The organism is Streptomyces sp. NPDC127100 (assembly GCF_042724095.1).
Taxonomy (GTDB): Bacteria; Actinomycetota; Actinomycetes; order Streptomycetales; family Streptomycetaceae; genus Streptomyces.
Window position 1 is genome coordinate 14,220 of record NZ_JBHXFL010000066.1, and the last position, 17,812, is coordinate 32,031.

Here is a 17,812-nt window from a genome sequence, read left to right on the forward strand (position 1 = left end):
ACCGGTTCCGGGGCGCTTGTTGTCGCCCTACATGACTTCTCTGCGCAAGCTCGGCTCCTCCGACCTCGAGGTCTTCCCGCTCTCCCTGGGCGGCAACGTCTTCGGCTGGACCGCCGACCAGGACACCTCCTTCGCCGTCCTCGACGCCTACACCGCCGCCGGCGGCAACTTCGTCGACACCGCCGACTCCTACTCCGCGTGGGTCGACGGCAACAGCGGCGGCGAGTCCGAGACCCTCATCGGCAAGTGGCTCGCGGCGCGCGGCAACCGCGCCGACCTCGTCATCGCAACCAAGGTCAGCCAGCACCCGGAGTACCCCGGCCTGTCCGCCGCCAACATCAAGGCCGCGGCCGACGCCTCGCTGCGCCGCCTGGGCACCGACCACATCGACCTCTACTACACCCACTTCGACAAGCCCGAGGTGCCGGTCGAGGAGATCATCGGCGCGCTCGACGAACTGGTGCGCGCGGGCAAGGTCCGGTACATCGCCGCCTCCAACATCACCGCCGAGCGGCTCTCGGCGTCCCTGGAGTTCTCCGACCGCGAGGGCCTCGCCCGGTACGTGGCCCTCCAGCCCCACTACAACCTGGTCTCGCGCGACACGTACGAGGGCGGGCTGCGCGACGTCGCCGAGCGGGCCGGTCTCGCCGCCGTGCCGTACTACGCCCTCGCGGCCGGCTTCCTCACGGGCAAGTACCGGCCCGGGACGACCGTCGACAGCCCCCGGGCGGGCGGTGCCGCCAAGCACCTGGAGAGCGAGCGCGGCCGGCGGGTGCTCACCGCCCTGGACGAGATCGCCGAGGCCCACGGCGTGCCGGTCGCCACGGTGGCCCTGGCCTGGCTGGCGGCCCGGCCGACGGTGGCCGCGCCGATCGCCTCCGCGCGGACGGTCGAGCAGCTTCCGGCGCTGCTGGGCGTGGCGGAGCTGGAGCTGACGGAGGCCGAGGTGCGCGGGCTGACGGAGGCGTCCGCCTGAGGCACCCGCCCGGGGACCGCTCAGCCGCCGCTACGACCGGTACGGGTACGCGGTGCCGGGGGCATGGGCCTACGCGGCGTACGGGGCGGGTGCCGTGTGCGCCGCGTGGCCGCCGTACGCGCCGTACGCGCCGTAAGTCCCGTACGCCGGCCACGGGGGCACGGCCACCGGGAGCGGCGGCGCCGTGGCACGGGCCGCGTGGTCCAGTGCCGGGCGCGCCACCTCCCGCCGACGCCACAGCTCGGTCAGCAACTCCCGTTCCCGTACGACGTAGTCGGCGCCCGCCCGGCCCCGGAGCCCCCGGTGCCGCAGGGACGCCAGCGAGGTCGCGTACGCCGCGTACTCCGCCACCGTCCGCGCGGCGGGCTTCCCGGCGTGACGGCGGGCGTACTGCCGGGCGATGCGGCGCGCCCGCATCGAGCCGAGCGCGAACGGCTCGGCCGGCGTCAGCCAGCCGGCCACGGCGTAGACGGGCAGCTCGGCCCGCACGGCGCCCAGTTCGCGCTGCCGGGTCCACACCGCGAGCCAGGTCAGCAGCCCGAAGGCCGGCACCATGAAAGCGGCGTACACGGCGAAGAAGCCGTACTCGCCGAGCGAGGCCGAGCCGTTCCACAGCGCGTGCGTGCCCATCGCGAGCAGCAGGCCGGACAGGGGGAGCAGCACGCGCCGCAGGCGCCGGTGGCCGGGGGAGAGCGCGGCGGCGCCGAAGCCGACGCCGGTGAGCACGGTGAACAGCGGGTGGGCGAAGGGCGACATGACGACCCGGACGAAGAAGGTCGCCGCGGTCACCGAGGCGAAGCCCCGGTCGCCGGTGAGCTGGTCGGTGCCGAAGGCGGTGCCCAGGTAGAGGATGTTCTCGGTGAAGGCGAAGCCCGTGGCGGTGACACCGGCTATGACGAAGCCGTCGATGATGCCGGTGAAGTGCCGTCTGCGGTAGAGGAAGACCAGCAGCACCGCCGCGGCCTTGGCGGACTCCTCCACGACCGGCGCTATCACCGTGGCGCCCAGGGTGTCCGCGCCGCCGGGGTCGGCGGTGGCCGTCGCTATCCACCTGGTCGCGAAGCTGTTGGCGACGATCGCTATCAGTGCCGCCGCGCAGGCGCCCCAGGCGAAGGAGAACAGCAGGTTCCGCCAGGGGCCGGGGTCGACCCGGTCCAGCCAGCGGAAGGCGGCCACGAGCAGCGGTACCGGAAAGACCGCCAGCCCCAGCCCCACCAGGAACCCTTGCGTACCGGTCTGTTCGCGCACCAGGGCCAGGATCACCGCGCCGGCGAGCGCGAGCAGGACGGCCGGGGCGCCGTAACGCACCCAGGTGCGCTGCCACCAGTGCGGACGCGTGCGGGGCTGCGTGGGCGGACGCGTCGGATACGGGGGACTGGTGGCCACGGCATGGACCCTAACCGGTGGGAGGCTGCTCCTCGTGCTGTTCGCCGTGCTGCCCGCGGTCGGGCACGGAGGGCTGGACGCGGCGGAAGAGCAAGTCGTTCACCACATGTCCCTTCTCCAGTCCCTGGCCCTCGAAACGGGTCTGCGGCCGGTGGTCGGGACGCGGCGCGAAGCCGCCGCCGGGCACGGTGTTCTCGAAGTCGGGGTGCGCGGTGAGGACCTCGAGCATCTGCTCCGCGTACGGCTCCCAGTCGGTGGCGCAGTGCACGACGCCGCCGGGCGCGAGGCGGGACGCGGCCAGGGTCAGGAACTCCGGCTGGATCAGGCGGCGCTTGTGGTGCCGCTTCTTCGGCCAGGGGTCGGGGAAGTAGACGCGCAGTCCGGCGAGGGAGCCGGGGGCGAGCATCTCGCGCAGCAGGATGATCGCGTCGCCGTTGCCCACGCGGATGTTGGACAGCCCGTTCCGGTCGGCGAGAGCGAGCAGATTGCCCTGGCCGGGGGTGTGGACGTCCACGGCGAGGATGTTGGTGTCCGGGTCGGCCGCGGCCATCCGGGCGGTGGCCTCGCCCATGCCGAAGCCGATCTCCAGGACGACGGGGCCGGTGTTCCCGAACAGCTCGGTGAGGTCGATGACCCGCTGCCCGTCTATGTCCAGGCCCCACTTCGGCCACAGCCGCTGCAGCGCGTCCGCCTGCCCGGTGGTCACCCGGCTGCGGCGCGGCTGGAAGCTCCGGATACGGCGCTCGAAGTGCGACCCGGCGGGATCGGCCTTCGGCCCGTCGGGGAACCGGGGCTCGCCCTTGGCACGGGCATGCCGGTCGGGGGTGCCGAGGGGCGGCTGCGGGCTTTCGGGGGCATGGCGTGAATCAGACACAGTGAGTCGATTTTACGGCCGGGCCGCTTCATCCCGCGCCCAGTGCCGTCAGCGCCCGCCGGGCCACCTCCCGGCCGATCGGCAGTGCCGCGGTCGCGGCGGGGGACGGTGCGTTCAGGACGTGCACCGCACGCGCCCCCTCCTTGATCAGGAAGTCGTCCACCAGCGTCCCGTCCGCCAGCACCGCCTGCGCCCGCACCCCCGCCGGCGCCTTCACCAGGTCGCCCTCCGTCACCGCCGGCAGCAGTCTGCGCACCGCCGACGTGAACGCCGCCCTGGACACCGACCGGCGCAGCTCCCCGGCGCCGTACCTCCAGTGGCGCCGGGCGATGCGCCACGAGCCCGGCCAGGCGAGCGTGGCACCCAGCTCGCGGGGCCGGACCACGCCCCAGCCGTAGCCCTCGCGGGCCAGCGCCGGCACCGCGTTCGGGCCGAGGTGCACGCTGCCGTCGATGCCGCGGGTCAGGTGCACGCCGAGGAACGGGAACGCCGGGTCGGGCACCGGATACACCAGGCCCCGCACCAGCTCCGGCCGCGCGAGCTCGTAGTACTCCCCCCGGAACGGGACGATCCGCATTCCCGGGTCGTCACCCGTCATCCGCGCGACCTCGTCGCAGTGCAGACCGGCGCAGTTGACCAGGACCCGGGCCCGGACCACGTCACCGGTACGGGTGCGGACGGCGACCCCGAGGTCCGGGCGCCGGTCGACGCGCTGGACCTCCGCGCCGTAGCGGATCTCCGCGCCCGAGGCCCGGGCCAGCTGCCGTGCCACCCCGGTGTAGTCGCAGACGCCGGTCGTCCCGACGTGTATGGCCGCCAGGCCCCGGACCTCCGGTTCGTACGCGTGGATCTGGGCCGCGCCCAGCTCCCGCACGGGAATGCCGTTCTCCCGGCCGCGCTGGACGAGCGCGTGCAGCCGGGGCAGCTCCGCCCGGTCGGTGGCGACGATCAGCTTGCCGGTGACCGCGTGGTCGATGCCGTACTCCGCGCAGAACTTGACCATCTCGGCGGCGCCCCGCACCGCGTAGCGGGCCTTCAGCGAGCCCGGGCGGTAGTAGACGCCGCTGTGGATCACGCCGCTGTTGCGGCCGGTCTGGTGCCGGGCCGGTCCCGGTTCCTTCTCGAGCACCGTGACGCGGGTGCCGGGCGCGGTGCGGGTGATCGCGTACGCCGTCGACAGGCCGACGATCCCGCCGCCGATCACCAGCACGTCGCAGTCGTATGCGATCCCGGTCCGCACGTGTTCCACCTCCCGGTCCCTTCCCGGTCCGTCGCCCGGCTTCGATAGTGCACTGCGCCACTGACAATGCCCTCAAACCCGCGCGGCACCGGACTCAGGCCGGGGTCACCAGCAGCGGCCGGGCCCGCTCGCGCAGCTCGACCACCCGGGGCTCGTCGCCGTACGGCTCCAGACGGTGCAGGAGATCCTTGACGTACTCGGTGGTGCGGGCCGAGGAGATGCGCCCGGCGACCTCGACCGCCCGCACGCCCTGCTCGCAGGCCGCGTCCAGGTTGCCGGACTCCAGCTCGGCCACCGCCGAGACGACGAGCCGCAGTCCGTGCGAGCGTACGAACTCCTCCGTCGGTTGCGACAGGGCCTGCTCGGTGAAGCGGCGCACCTGGCGTGGTGCCTTCAGGTCGCGATAGCACTCGGCCGCGTCGGCGGCGAACCGGTCGTAGGAGTAGAAACCCAGCCACGTCGGATCGTTGTCACCCGGACGGGCGCGCTCCAGCCAGCTCTCGGCGGCCTTCAGGGCGGCCCCCGCGGCCGGCGCGTCGCCCGCGCGCGCGTGTGCACGGGCCTCGACCAGGCGGAAGAAGCTCATGGTGCGGGCCGTGGCCAGGCCGCGGTTGCGTTCCAGCGCGGCCTGGGCGAGGTCCACGCCCTCGTCGCCGAAGCCGCGGTAGGTGGCCTGGAGGGACATGGAGGCGAGGACGTAGCCGCCCAGGGGGACGTCGGCCGCCGCGCGGGCCAGGCGCAGGGCCTGGATGTAGTAGCGCTGGGCCGCCTCCTGCTGGCCGGTGTCGAAGGCCATCCAGCCGGCCAGCCGGGTCAGCTCGGCCGAGGCGCCGAAGAGGGCGCGGCCGACCTCGTCGGAGTAGGAGCCGAGGAGCAGGGGTGCCGCCTCGACGCGTAAGCACTCGGGCACCATGGACGAGCGCCAGTCGCCGCCGCCGTACTTGGAGTCCCAGCGGCGGGCGTCCTCGGCGGCCTCCCGCAGTTTGCGCACATCGCTGTGGCCGACTTTGAGCGGTGCGCCGGAGCCCTCGGCCGGGCCCGCGTCGCGCGCCACCGAGCTGTCGGCCGGGGTTATCAGCCACCGCGAGGCGGGCGTTGCGTATGCGCTCACTGCGAACGATCCGGCGAGCGACTGCCAGATGCCGCCGGCGCCGGCCCGGCGTCCGGCGAGGTCGAGGCGGTACAGCTCGGTGGCGGACCTGACCGCCTGGCCGACGTCCCGCGGGAAGGCGAGACCCACTTCGGGGGCGGGATCCGCGTCCGCCAGGCCGATCTCGTGCAGCGGCACCGGACGGCCGAGCTTCTGGCCGATGGCGGCGGCGATCAGGTGCGGGGCCGCACCCTGCGGCACCATGCCCTTAGACACCCAGCGCGCCACCGACGTCTTGTCGTAGCGAAGCGTCAACCCGCGCTGGGCGCCGAGGTCGTTGACGCGCCGGGCGAGTCCTGCGTTGCTGATTCCCGCGAGGGCGAGAACGGCGCCGAGCTTCTCGTTCGGCCCGCGTTGCTCCCTGGACATGCGCCACCCCTCGACACAGACGGCTGCCGCACTGGCATAACCACGCGGCATTCGTAAACCCAGCGTAGTTCGCCGCATCCCATGCGTTAAGAGGCATTGTTCCGGATGGCGGGATTGTGGTCCGTACGGAAGCGCGGCGCCTGTACGGAACGTCGCCGCGTGCTCCCGGTGTGTGGCCGTGCGCCCGTCCGTGCGCTCTTCTCCGGCCACCCGGGGAGCGGTTCCATGGCGGTGCGTGGGTCGGCCCGCTGTACTGGATCCGGTGGGCTGGGGGACGCCGCCGCCTACATCCCCGCGGGCGGCGGACCGGTCCGGGAGGCGTGGCCCGTCTCCCGGACCGTGCACCGCCGGGTGGTGCGCAGAACCTGTACGGAGCGTGTTCAAGACCGTCCGTGTGACGCCGATTTGGCCAAAAGAAGCCCCCCGCGTTTAGGAGGCGCCGACGCCCTCACCACGGACTTGAGGGCGCATCGGGGAGCCAAAGGGCGCGTTCCGGGGGCGCATTCGCGTCGCCGGTGCGAGCCCCCGGGAGGCACCGCGCCGTGGCCGGTGTTCGGCCACCGGGAGTTGACGTCCCCGTGTGGGTATCCGCGGGGGCGCATTCATGGGAGCACACGCGGCTCCGCCGACGCTCTGCGGCGCGCCCTTCATGGCAGCATGGGGAACCAGTTCGTACGGTGCACTGGTTCCCCGGCCTGTGGAGGCGTCGATGCGGTGGTTGGTGGGGTGGAGCAGCACCGCCGTGGGCGCCGCGGGAAGCGCGGGTGGCGTCGGCTCCGCCGGGGCCACCGGGTACGACGGTGAGACGGTGCAGCCCGTGGGGTCCCAGCTCCTGTGGGGCGACCCCGACCCCCTGTGGGCGGTCGGCGACTGGCGCCCCGACGAGGTGCGCGTCGTCACCGCCGACCCCCAGACGCGGATCGCCGTCCTCGGCATCTGCGGCGCGACCGACGAGCAGCTGCGCGTCGGGCTGTTCGCCGCGCGCGGCGGGGCCCTGCGGCACCTGACCGCCTGGCCCGGCAGCTACACGGCGGTCGTCCAGGTCGGCCGGCGGATCACCGTCTGCGGCGACCTCGCGGGCGCGCGGCCGGTGTTCTACACCCCCTGGGCGGGCGGCACGGCCTACGCGACCGCCGCGCTGCCCCTGGCCGACCTCGTCGAGGCCAACCTCGACTTCGGGCACCTCGCCGCGCTGCTCGCCGCCCCGGACGTACCGGCCGCGCTGGACGACTCCACCCCGTACGACGGCGTGAAGCGCATCCCGCCGGGGCACGCCCTGATCCTGCGCGCCGGGGCACGCGAGATCGCCGGGTACGAACCGGTGGCCTCACTGGCGGTGGCGGCACCCGCGGCCGACCCGGACCGGGCCGTGGACGGCGTGCGGGACGCGCTGGTGGAAGCCGTACGGACCCGCCTCGCCGCGCCCCGGCACGTCCCCGGTGACGGCATCGACCCCGGGCCGGTGCCGGGCATGGGGCCGGCCGAGCGCCGGGCCGCGCGCGGGATGCCGGTGCCCGGGATCGGCGCCGACCTGTCCGGCGGACCGGCCTCGGGGACGCTGGCGCTGCTGGCCGCCGGGCTGCCGGGGATGCCGGGCACCGTGCTCGGGCACGGCACGGGCGCCGGGGAGCGGCTGCTCGCCGTCACCTTCAACGACCTGGCCGTCGGCGGACGGGAGTCCGAGCTGGAGCGGGCGGGGGCGCTGGCCGCCAACCCGCGGCTGCACCACGTGGTCGTCACCGGCGGCGAGGAGGTCCTGCCGTACGCCGCGCTCGACGGGCCCCTGACCGACGAGCCCGGCTCCTGCCTGGTGTCGGCGGCACGGCACCGGGCGCGGCTGGCCGCCGGCAGCGCGGACCACTTCACCGGCTACGGGGCGCGGCAGGTGCTGGACGCCCATCCGGCGCGGCTGGCCGACCTGCTGATGGACCGCAAACGGCGCCATCTGGTGCGCCCGGTCGCCGCGCTCGCCAAGGCCGACGGCTCGGTACTGGTGCCCGCGCGGGTGTACGCCGCCGCCCGGCGCCTGTCGCGCATGCCCTACCGCGCGGGCGTCGAGGGCCTCGCCGAACGACTGCTGCGCCGGCGCTTCGACGAGTCGGCCGGCGGGGGCGGTGGCGCGGTGGAGGCGTCGCTCGCCGTGCTCACCTGGGCCGGGCCCGGGCCGGCCGCGCGGTGGCTGACCGGAGAGGCACTCGCTGAAGTATCGGTTCGCCTTCAGGCGTCCACCCAGCGGTCCGGGGTCGGGCCGGGGCAGCGGCCCGGTGACTTCCGCGCGCGTGCGGCACTGGCCCGGCAGGCGGCCGACGTGCGGGTGCTGGAGCAGGCCGCCGAGATCCGCTTCCAGCGGCTGCACGCGCCCTTCCTCGACAACCAGGTGGTCCGCGCCTGCCGGGCGCTGCCGGAGGCGCTGCGCGTCCAGCCGGGGGCGCGGGCCGCGATCCTGCGGACGGTGCTGGAGGGCGCCGGGGTGAGTGAGCTGCCGAGCGGGTGGGGGGCGCCGACGCAGGCACTGGCCGCCTCCGCCGCGCGGACGGGGCTGCGGGTCGCCACCGACTCCCTGCTGGCCCTGTTCGACACGCCGCTCCTCGCGGAGGCGGGGCTGGTCGAGGCGCGGGTCGTGCGCAAGGCGGTGCGCGGGGCGGCCGCGGGCGAACCGCTGCCGCTGGACGGGCTGGCCGACCTGATCTCCCTCGAGCTCTGGCTCCGCCGCCTCCTCGCCCGCCGCGGCACCTGCTGGACCGGCACCCCGGCACGGCAACGCGCGGTCCCCGCGGGCATCGCGCCGCAACGGGGTGCGCTGGGCGGCGCGGGGGCCGTGGTGCGGCGGGCCCCTACGCGCAGGTGAAGCGCGACCCCGCCCAGTCCGCGAGCGCCGCCGGGTCGAAGGGCCCGTGCGGCTCGGCCACCAGCCGTACGGTCCCGCGCCCGGAGATGTCCACATGGACGGGTACCGCCGGGTCCCCGGCCCCGACCGTCCCGGAGTTCCACAGCCGGACGCCGTCCGCGTAGACGGAGAAGCGGACCTTGCCGAGCTTCGCCGTCAGGTCGTCGACGCCGACCAGGGCGTCGTAGGACGAGCACGGGCGGTTGAGGCCGATGGTCACCGAGGAGCGTCCGTTCACGGTGACGCCGTGCGCGTACCCCACCCCGCCGATCGACAGCGCGGAGCGGCGCCACACCCAGCTGCTCCCGGCCAGCCGCATCTCGGGCCCGGTGCCGTCGCCGCTCACGTCGTACGCGAGGTCGCTCCACCGGTAGACGGTCGGGGCGGGTGGCGGAGAGGGGGTCGGGGTGGGCGCCGGGGGTGGTGTCGGCGCGGGAGTGGGAGCGGGGGGCTTCGGCTTCGGGGTCGGTGCGGGGGTGGGTGCCGGCGACGGAGGGGGCGTGGCCGACGCGACGGGGGTGGGCGTGGGCGTGGGGGCCGGTTCGGGCGCGGCCGCCGGCGGGGGCGGGGTCCGCCGCGGTGGCGCCGGGGTGTCCGGCGCGGGCTGTGCCACCGGGGAGGAGGCGGGCGGGGCTGCCGCGTTCGGCGGCGCCTTGTCCGGGGCGTCGTCCCCGGCCGGTACGAGGGTCAGCGCCGCCGCGGCGGCCACCGCCGTCACACCGGCCGCGATACCGGCCTTCACCGGCGCGCCCAGCCCTTCGGAGGCCGCGGCTCCGCTCCCTGCTCCCGCTCCGCCGGACGTGCCGCCGCCCGCCGCGGCCGCGGCACCGGCCGCACCGGCGCCCGCACCACCGGCGACGAGCCCGGCGGCCTTTGTGTACCCGGCGGCGCCGAACCAGCCGACGACCGCGACCGGCACCACGGCGGGGATGCCGCTCGCGACCTCCTCGATCTGGCCGGCGGCCAGCCGGCATCTGGCGCACTCCGCCAGATGCCTGCGCAGGCCCCGCTCGGCCCGGATGCGCAGCCGGCCCCGCGCGTAGGTGCCGAGCTGGTCGGCGTAGCGGGCGCACGCCTCGTCGGCGGCGAGGGCATCGCTGACATGTGCCTGGAGGTAGGCCTGCTTCAGGCCCTCGCGGGCGCGGCTGGCGAGCACGCGCGTGCCGTTGGCGTCCAGCCCGAAGAGCACGGCCACCTCGCTGGGCGACTCGTCCTCGACCTCGGTGTGCCACAGCACGGCCTGCCACCGCTCCGGCAGCGACCGGAACGCCCGCACGGCCATGGACCGCTCGGCCTCGTGCAGGGCCCGGACGTCGGCGCCCAGCTCCAGGGTGTCGTCGTCCGGTGCCTTCGTGGCGTGGGCGGACTGCGCGGCGAACACGGCGAAGTCGTCCACCAGTTGTTCCCGCCCGGCCGACCGCGTCCAGCCCGCCGCGACGCGACGTACGGAGGTCAGCAGGTACGCGCGGACGGCGTGCTCCGGTCCGGAACCGCCGCGCACCGCCTGGAGCATGCGGGCGAACACCTCGGCGGTGAGGTCCTCGGCGGTGTGCGCGTCGCGGCAGCAGGTGCGCGCGTACCGGCGCAGCGCGGCAGCGTGGCGCCGGTACAGCTCCTCGTAGGCCGAGTCGTCGCCCGAGCGCATCAGCCCGATCAGCTCGGCGTCGGACGGCGGCACGCCGCGCGGGGGCGGCAGCACGCCGTCCTCGTGCGGCTCCCGCTGTGCCGGGACGCCGCCCCGCGGGACGGACGCGGGGCCGCCCTGGCCCGGTACCCGCGGCGGGTCGCCCGGTCCGGTGCCGCCGTCACCGAGTGCGCCGTCGCGCCTGTCAACGCTCATCGCGGAAAGCCCCCGACACCTGCCCACCCAGACCCGAACACCGGGTCAGGCTGCCACGGGGGCCCATCGCCGGGGACCCGTACCGCGGACGGTCACTCGTCCGTGGTCCCGTGCGGCAACGCAGAACGGGAGGTCACCCGTTCGGGGAAGGGGCACTCCCTTGTCCCCGGCCGCCCCGCCGGCCCGGACGCGCACCCCGGACCCGACGGCCGGGCCGCGTCGCCCGCCCCTGAGGCCGGCATCACGCCCCGGACCCGACGCGCACCGGGCGGGACGCGCGGAGGCTCCCCCGCGGCCCGCCCGACTCCGGCACCGGCCTCACGCGGGACGCGAGCGCAGCCCTTCCAGCAGGATGTCCAGCAGCCGTGCCGAGGCCGCCGCCTGCTGCGCCGCGTCGGGCAGCGAGGGCGCCGCCGTGGCTATCACCAGCAGCACGTCCGAGACCGACACGTCCGGCCGCAGCTCGCCCGCCTCACGTGCGCGGTCCACGAGCCGGCCCACGACCTCCAGCAGCGCCGCCGCCCCGTGATCCACCCCCGGGCCGAGGGACGTCGCGACGGCGGCGGACGCACCCGCCCCCAGCGACACCGCCTCCTCGGGCATCGGCCGCAGCTCACCGGAGCCCGGCTGCACCCGCTGCTGCGGCACCCGCGGCTCACCGGCCGCGCCACCACCGGCAGCGCCGTCACCGTCGTCGGACACCCCCACCCGCAGCACCTGCGGCGGCAGCAGCCGGCCGGCGCCCGAGGCCACCGACGTGCGCAGGAAGCGCGACAGCGCCGACCACGGCTCGTCCTCCTGCCCGAGCGCCGCCCGGGCCTGATCGGTCAGCCGGGCCGTCTCCTCCTCGGCGATCCGCCGCACCAGGACGTCCTTGCTCGGGAAGCGCCGGTACACCGTGCCGACACCGACCCGCGCGCGCCGCGCCACGTCCTCCATCGGCGCGCCGTACCCCAGCTCGCCGAACACCTCGCGCGCGGCGCGCAGTACGTGCTCCAGATTGCGCTGGGCGTCCACGCGCAGGGGCGCCGTACGCCCACCGTCACCGCGTCCGCCGCCCGCCACCGCACCCATCGCGCCGCCGGGCGCGACAGCGGACGCGGACGACCAATGAGAGTCCTGAACATGCATAGACAATCCCCCGGTAATGACGTCTCCCCCCGGAGACTCTCCCCGCCATCGAAAGCGGAGCGTGTGTGACGGACCCGGTCCGCGGCCCGCCCGTCGCGGACCCCGTGAGCACATCCCCCTACACTCCGTGGGGACGAACATAGTTGAGCGGGAGTCAATTCAGAAGAGGCGTGTTCCGCACGGAGCGTCCCCCGATCGGACCACGGGCGGTATCCGTCCGGAATATGCCCCCGCCCGTTCGCCGCCCCACCCGCGCTGACCTGGGTCGGCGACCCGCACCACGGCGATCCGGCCAACCCCGCGCCCGAGTGGTCTCCGGTCACACAAATTGCCGAGCCTGTGGACAAACGCAAGCGCCGGGTGCGTCATGGGATGGTGAAGGAACGTGCGCGCATTCTCGTTGTCGGCGGCGGCTACGTCGGGATGTACACGGCCCTGCGCCTCCAGCGGAACCTGAGAGGCGAACTCCGGCGGGGCGAGGCGGAGATCACGGTCGTCACCCCCGACCCCTACATGACGTACCAGCCGTTCCTCCCCGAGGCGGCGGCCGGCTCCATCTCCCCGCGCCACGTCGTCGTGCCGCTGCGCCGCGTCCTCGGCGACTGCGACGTCGTCGTCGGCGAGGCGCACAGCATCGACCACACCCGCCGCACGGCCACCGTCACCACCCTCGCCACCGCGGAGGAGGGCACCGGAGCCCGCCGGCTGACGTACGACGAACTGGTCCTGGCGCCCGGCTCGGTCTCGCGCACCCTCCCCGTCCCCGGCCTCGCGGACCACGGCATCGGCTTCAAGACCGTCGAGGAGGCCATCGGCCTGCGCAACCACGTCCTCGAGCAGCTGGACATCGCCTCCTCCACCCGTGACCCCGCGGTCCGCGACGCCGCCCTCACCTTCGTCTTCGTCGGCGGCGGCTTCGCCGGGGTCGAGGCGCTCGGCGAGCTGGAGGACATGGCCCGCTACGCCGCCCGCTACTACCACAACGTCACGCCCGAGGACATGAAGTGGATCCTCGTGGAGGCCTCGGGCCGCATCCTGCCCGAGGTCGGCGAGGACATGGGCCGCTACACGGTCACCGAACTGCGCCGCCGCAACATCGACGTACGCCTGGACACCCGCCTGGAGTCCTGCGCGGACCGCGTCGCCGTCCTCAGCGACGGCGCCCGCTTCCCCACCCGCACGGTCGTCTGGACGGCCGGCGTCAAACCCCACCCCGTCCTCGCCGCCACCGACCTGCCCCTCGACGACCGCGGCCGGCTCGTGTGCACCCCCCAGCTGGCCGTCGACGGCGCCCCGCACGCGTGGGCAGCGGGCGACGCCGCCGCCGTCCCCGACGTCACCGCCCCCGGACCCGGAGGCCAGTGCGCCCCCAACGCCCAGCACGCCGTCCGCCAGGCCAGGGTCCTCGGCGACAACATCGCGCACGCCCTGCGCGGCGAACCCCTCGACACGTACGCGCACAAGTACGTCGGCTCCGTCGCCTCCCTCGGCTTCCACCAGGGCGTCGCCCACGTCTACGGGCGCAGGCTGAAGGGCTACCCGGCGTGGTTCATGCACCGCGCCTACCACCTCAGCCGCGTCCCCACCGTCAACCGCAAGGCACGCGTGCTGGCCGAATGGGCGCTCGCCGGACTCTTCAAACGGGAGATCGTCTCCCTGGGATCACTCGAACATCCTCGCGCTGAGTTCGAACTCGCGGCCGGTGGAAAGCCTTCTCAGGAACCTCCGCGCAACCCGAAGGGGTAGTCCTGGCCGGAGTCAGGAACTCCCCGGGCCGGCCCGGCGTCTGACGGATGTCGGCCCGGTCGGCACCCTGCCAGACTGGTCCACCACCGCGGGCGGGCCGCCGCTCACCCCGCGCGGCTCCCGGGCCCTGCCGGTTCCGGTACCGGCCGCCGACGACTACCCGAGGCAAGGATTCGTGAACTTCACGCGCTGGAGCGCCCGACTCCCCGGAACGCAGCGCCGCGCCGCAGCGCGGACCGACCCCGCCCTCTCCCCGGACGGACGGGGAGACGGCTCCGTACCCGCCGCCCGCGCCGAACAGCTGACCGACGAGGCCCCGCCCGTACCGGCCGTCGACGACCTGCCGACGCGCGACGTCCTCGACCGCGTCCCGGCCCTCGTCGCCCTCGTCCACGGCCCCGACCACCGCGTCGCCTACGTCAACGACGCCTACGCCACGGCCTTCGGCACCCGTCCCCTCGGCAGACGGGCCCGCGAGGCCCTCCCCGAACTCGACGCACTCGGGCTCTTCCCGCTCCTCGACCAGGTCCAGCGCAGCGGCAGACCCCGCACCCTCAAGTCCCGCAAGGCCCCCGACGGCCGCTCCTACACCTTCACCTGCACCCCGGTCACCGAGGGCGACCGCGGCGACCGCGGCGTCCTCGTGTTCGCCACCGACGTCACCGACCACGCCGAGGCCGCCGCACGCCTGCGCGCGAGCGAACGCCGGCAGCGCGAGACCGCCGTCACCCTCCAGCGCTCCCTGCTCCCGCAGGAGCTCGAGGAGCCCGACGACCTGCGCGTCGCCGCCACCTACCACCCCGGCGGCACCGAGGCCGCCGTCGGCGGCGACTGGTACGACGTGATCACCCTCGGCGGCGGCCGCACCGCCCTCGTCATCGGCGACGTCATGGGCAGAGGCGTGCGCGCGGCCGCGGTCATGGGCCAGCTCCGCACGGCGGTGCGTGCCTACGCCCGCCTCGACCTGCCCCCGCACGAGGTCCTCCAGCTCCTCGACGGCCTCGCCACCGAGATCGACGCCAACCAGATCGCCACCTGCGTCTACGCCATCCACGACCCGAACGAGGGCCGCCTGGTGTACGCCTCCGCCGGGCACCTGCCCATCCTGGTCCGCGACGAGACGGGCACCGTCCAGCGCGCCGACGAACCCACCGGACCCCCGCTCGGCACGGGCGGCTGGATCCACGCGTCGGGCTCCATCGCCCTGACCCCCGGCTCGACCGCGGTCCTCTACACCGACGGCCTGGTGGAACGCCGCAACCAGGACCTGGACGAGGGCATCGCCGCCCTGGAACGCGCCCTGTCGGGGGCGACCGGCAGCCCCCAGGTGATCTGCGACCGCCTGGTCCGCTCGGCCGGCGTCACCCCCGACCACGACGACGACGTGGCCGTCCTGGTCCTCCAGCACCCCGCCCGCAAGGGCCCGGAGGCCGAGCTCTTCCGCAACGCCGGCCTCGAACTGCTGGGCGGCGTCGAAGCGGCCCCCCGCGCGCGTGCCTTCGCCTCCGGCGTCCTCGCCAGCTGGCGCTTCCCCGCCGACCTGCACGACCTGGGCGTCCTGGCCACCAGCGAACTCGTCGCCAACTCCCTCCAGCACGGCACGCCCCCCATGCGCCTGCGCCTGCGCCGCACGGACCGCCGCCTGATCATCGAGGTCACCGACGGCGACGACCACCTGCCCCGGCGCCGTCGCGCGGAACCGGGGGACGAGTCCGGCCGGGGCATCGCCATCGTCGCGACGATCGCCACCAACTGGGGTTCCAGACGCACGCCCGGCGGCGGCAAGTCGGTCTGGTGCGAGTTCGTCCTGCCGAAGCCGTGAGCCGTGACGGGTGCGGCACCCGTCACGGCCTCGCTCACGCCTCCGCGGCCGCCACGGCGCCCGCCGGCGTCCCGCCCTGCGTGACCACCCGGCTCCGCGCGAGCGCCGGCTGGTTCTGCACGTCCGTGAGCTGCCGCCCCAGCCGCACCGCCAGCACCGTGATGCCCAGCGAGAACAGCAGGAACGCCACGATGTACGGCCCGTGCAGCGAGGCCCCCAGCGGACCGCCCACCGCCGGTCCGATCGCCAGCGCGAGCTGCTTCACCAGGGCGAAGGCGGAGTTGTACTGGCCCGCCATCCCGGTCGGAGCGAGGTCGGCCACCAGCGGGGCCAGCGTCGGCGACAGCATCGCCTCACCCAGCCCGAACAGCGCGTACGTCGAGACGAACGCGGCCGTCGCCATCGTCTGGCTGCCGTGCCCGAGCCCGGCGTATCCGGCCACCGCCCACGCCACGGCCCAGATCAGACCCACGGCGGCGATCACGCGGGACCGCTTCCGCCGCTCCACGAACTTCAGCACCGCGAACTGCGCGACCACGATCATCAGCGTGTTCGCCGCCAGCGCCGTGCCCAGCGCGGACGTGGAGATCCCGGCGGCCTCGACGCCGTAGGCGCTCAGCCCCGACTCGAACTGCCCGTAGCAGGCGAAGAACAGCACGAAACCCAGCACGCAGAGCTGCACCATGGCCCGGTTGCCCAGCAGCTGCTTCCAGCCGCTGCCCGAAGCCTGCCCCGGCGTGTCCCCCACTCGCGGCGCACGCGGCATCCGCACCGTCGCCATCACCACGACCAGCAGCAGGAACATCGCCGCCTCGATCGCGAACAGCAGCGTGAACGACGCGGCGCTCGTGGTGTCCACCAGGTGACCACCGATGAGTCCGCCGACACCGAGCCCCAGGTTCTGGAGGAAGAACTGCATCGCGAACGCCCGCGACCGCGTCTCCGACGGGGAGCAGTCCACGATCATCGTGGCGAGCGCCGGCTGCATCACCGCCTGCCCGGCCCCCAGCGCGGCGGCGGACAGCAGCACGGCGGCGGCCGTGGTCGCGAGCCCGAGGCTCAGCGCGCCGACCGCGGCGGTGACCAGGGCGACCAGCAGCACCGGCAGCGGGCCCCGCCGGACGATGGCCCGCCCGGCGAACGGCAGCACGATCAGCGCGGCCACGGCGAAGACGGCGAGCACGAGACCCGCCGTCACAGACCCCAGCCCTCGCACCTGCGCCACATAGACGTACAGGTACGGAACGGTGAAGCCCAGCCCGAACGCGCTGAGTGCGTTGCCCACGTGGATCCGGCGCATCGCCGCGCCCATTGCCCTGGTCACGTTCACCCTCTCTTGGGTAGTCGGCTCCAACCCGTTAGAGCTGAAGACTTAGAAGCTAAAGTTCAAAGGTAAAGAGTACATACCGAAGGACTTCAAGGCAAAGGAGCGGCGTGCCATACTGCGGCCATGGGCGACACCTCCGGCGCCGGCGAGCCGCCACTCGAAGAACAGATCGCCGCCTACCAGCGCGAGTTCCAGGACCTGGACCCGCAGGTGGAGAAGATCGTTTCTGCTCTCTCCCGGCTCAACCGCCGCATGAACGTCGCGTACGGCCGCCAGACGGCCGAGCTGGGCATCAGCAACACCGACTGGGAGGTGCTCAAGGCGCTCGTCCTGTCCGGTGCCCCCTATCAGCTGGGCCCCGGCGACCTCGCGAAGCGCCTCGGTCTGACCCCGGCCGCCATGACCCACCGCATCGACCGGATGGTGACGGAGGGGCTGGTCACCCGGGAGCGGGACGAGTCGAACCGGGTCCGCGTGATCGTCGAGCTGACGGGCGACGGGCGCGAGAAGTGGCTGGAGGCCATGCGCCTCGCCACGGTCTTCGAGGAGGACCTCCTCCAGGACCTCTCGGCCGACGAGCGGTCGGCTCTCGGCGAGGTCCTCACCCGCCTGCTGCGCAGGGTCGAGCACGCGCAGCCCGACGCCGGCGGCCGGCTCAGCGACCTGGATTAAAGATCTTGACAGGGACGCTTGACACCCCCCTGACAGATCCGTAAGGTTCTTCGGGTTGCCACCGGGCCGTAACGGTTCTGCGGCAGCAACTCCCGCCGCAGCAGCGGCACACCAAACCACCAGCACGACCTCCCCATGGGAACTGTTTCGGCGTGTCCGAATTCAATTCCGATGGGTCTCGTCGCCCCGGTCGACACCGATTGGGAAACGCCGAGAAAGTCCGCTAAGGTTTGAGACGTCGGAACGGCCCAACAGCCGGGAAGGCAACCCCCTCTGACTGGGAATCAGGGCCGAAAGGATCTGATAGAGTCGGAACCGCCGGAAAGGGAAACGCGAAAGCGGGAACCTGGAAAGCACCGAGGAAATCGGATCGGAAAAGGATCTGATAGAGT

At 74.2% G+C, this 17,812-nt stretch carries 12 protein-coding genes; 5 read left to right on the forward strand and 7 right to left on the reverse strand.

Annotated elements, in window-relative coordinates:
• The first annotated feature begins 31 nt into the window (after positions 1-31).
• Positions 32-976: an aldo/keto reductase gene (locus ACFWJB_RS33540; protein WP_385468900.1), complete on the forward strand. Its 945-nt coding sequence runs from the start codon at positions 32-34 to the stop codon at positions 974-976.
• A gap of 69 nt (positions 977-1,045) precedes the next feature.
• Here ACFWJB_RS33540 and ACFWJB_RS33545 read toward each other — a convergent pair whose 3' ends face one another.
• The 4 genes from ACFWJB_RS33545 to ACFWJB_RS33560 form a co-directional block, all read right to left on the reverse strand.
• Positions 1,046-2,362: a PrsW family intramembrane metalloprotease gene (locus ACFWJB_RS33545; RefSeq protein WP_386926984.1), complete on the reverse strand. Its 1,317-nt coding sequence runs from the start codon at positions 2,360-2,362 to the stop codon at positions 1,046-1,048.
• Between the two features lie 10 nt (positions 2,363-2,372).
• Positions 2,373-3,236: a tRNA (guanosine(46)-N7)-methyltransferase TrmB gene (gene trmB / locus ACFWJB_RS33550; protein WP_386926986.1), complete on the reverse strand. Its 864-nt coding sequence runs from the start codon at positions 3,234-3,236 to the stop codon at positions 2,373-2,375.
• Between the two features lie 28 nt (positions 3,237-3,264).
• Positions 3,265-4,485, reverse strand: a complete 1,221-nt coding sequence (gene lhgO / locus ACFWJB_RS33555) for an L-2-hydroxyglutarate oxidase (protein ID WP_386926988.1) — start codon at positions 4,483-4,485, stop codon at positions 3,265-3,267.
• A gap of 85 nt (positions 4,486-4,570) precedes the next feature.
• Complete coding sequence (locus ACFWJB_RS33560; RefSeq protein WP_385468916.1) at positions 4,571-5,995, reverse strand: MFS transporter; 1,425 nt, start codon at positions 5,993-5,995, stop codon at positions 4,571-4,573.
• A gap of 709 nt (positions 5,996-6,704) precedes the next feature.
• Between ACFWJB_RS33560 and ACFWJB_RS33565 the strand changes: the two genes are divergently transcribed.
• A complete protein-coding gene (locus ACFWJB_RS33565; protein ID WP_386926990.1) occupies positions 6,705-8,843 on the forward strand; it encodes an asparagine synthase-related protein in 2,139 nt (712 codons plus the stop codon).
• Here the strand turns inward: ACFWJB_RS33565 and ACFWJB_RS33570 are convergent.
• Together ACFWJB_RS33570 and ACFWJB_RS33575 are read right to left on the reverse strand one after the other, a co-directional pair.
• Positions 8,830-10,722, reverse strand: coding sequence for a sigma-70 family RNA polymerase sigma factor (locus ACFWJB_RS33570; RefSeq protein ID WP_386926992.1), 1,893 nt, complete (start codon positions 10,720-10,722; stop codon positions 8,830-8,832). The genes ACFWJB_RS33565 and ACFWJB_RS33570 overlap by 14 nt on opposite strands.
• 318 nt (positions 10,723-11,040) lie before the next feature.
• Positions 11,041-11,853: a TetR/AcrR family transcriptional regulator gene (locus tag ACFWJB_RS33575; RefSeq protein ID WP_386926994.1), complete on the reverse strand. Its 813-nt coding sequence runs from the start codon at positions 11,851-11,853 to the stop codon at positions 11,041-11,043.
• A 372-nt stretch (positions 11,854-12,225) separates the two neighbouring features.
• Between ACFWJB_RS33575 and ACFWJB_RS33580 the strand changes: the two genes are divergently transcribed.
• Both ACFWJB_RS33580 and ACFWJB_RS33585 read left to right on the forward strand, forming a co-directional pair.
• On the forward strand, positions 12,226-13,599 hold the full coding sequence (locus ACFWJB_RS33580) for an NAD(P)/FAD-dependent oxidoreductase (RefSeq protein ID WP_386926996.1): 1,374 nt from the start codon (positions 12,226-12,228) through the stop codon (positions 13,597-13,599).
• Positions 13,600-13,774: 175 nt separating this feature from the next.
• Positions 13,775-15,421 carry a SpoIIE family protein phosphatase gene (locus ACFWJB_RS33585; protein ID WP_386926998.1) on the forward strand — a complete coding sequence of 549 codons (1,647 nt, stop codon included), beginning with the start codon at positions 13,775-13,777 and terminating at the stop codon, positions 15,419-15,421.
• A 34-nt stretch (positions 15,422-15,455) separates the two neighbouring features.
• On the opposite strand, the gene ACFWJB_RS33590 is transcribed toward ACFWJB_RS33585, so the two are convergent.
• Positions 15,456-16,733: an MFS transporter gene (locus tag ACFWJB_RS33590; protein WP_385468937.1), complete on the reverse strand. Its 1,278-nt coding sequence runs from the start codon at positions 16,731-16,733 to the stop codon at positions 15,456-15,458.
• A gap of 138 nt (positions 16,734-16,871) precedes the next feature.
• Here ACFWJB_RS33590 and ACFWJB_RS33595 point away from each other — a divergent pair, with 138 nt between their 5' ends.
• Positions 16,872-17,420 (forward strand): MarR family winged helix-turn-helix transcriptional regulator, encoded by a 549-nt coding sequence (locus tag ACFWJB_RS33595; protein ID WP_386927000.1) that lies wholly within the window; start codon positions 16,872-16,874, stop codon positions 17,418-17,420.
• Positions 17,421-17,812: the final 392 nt, after the last annotated feature.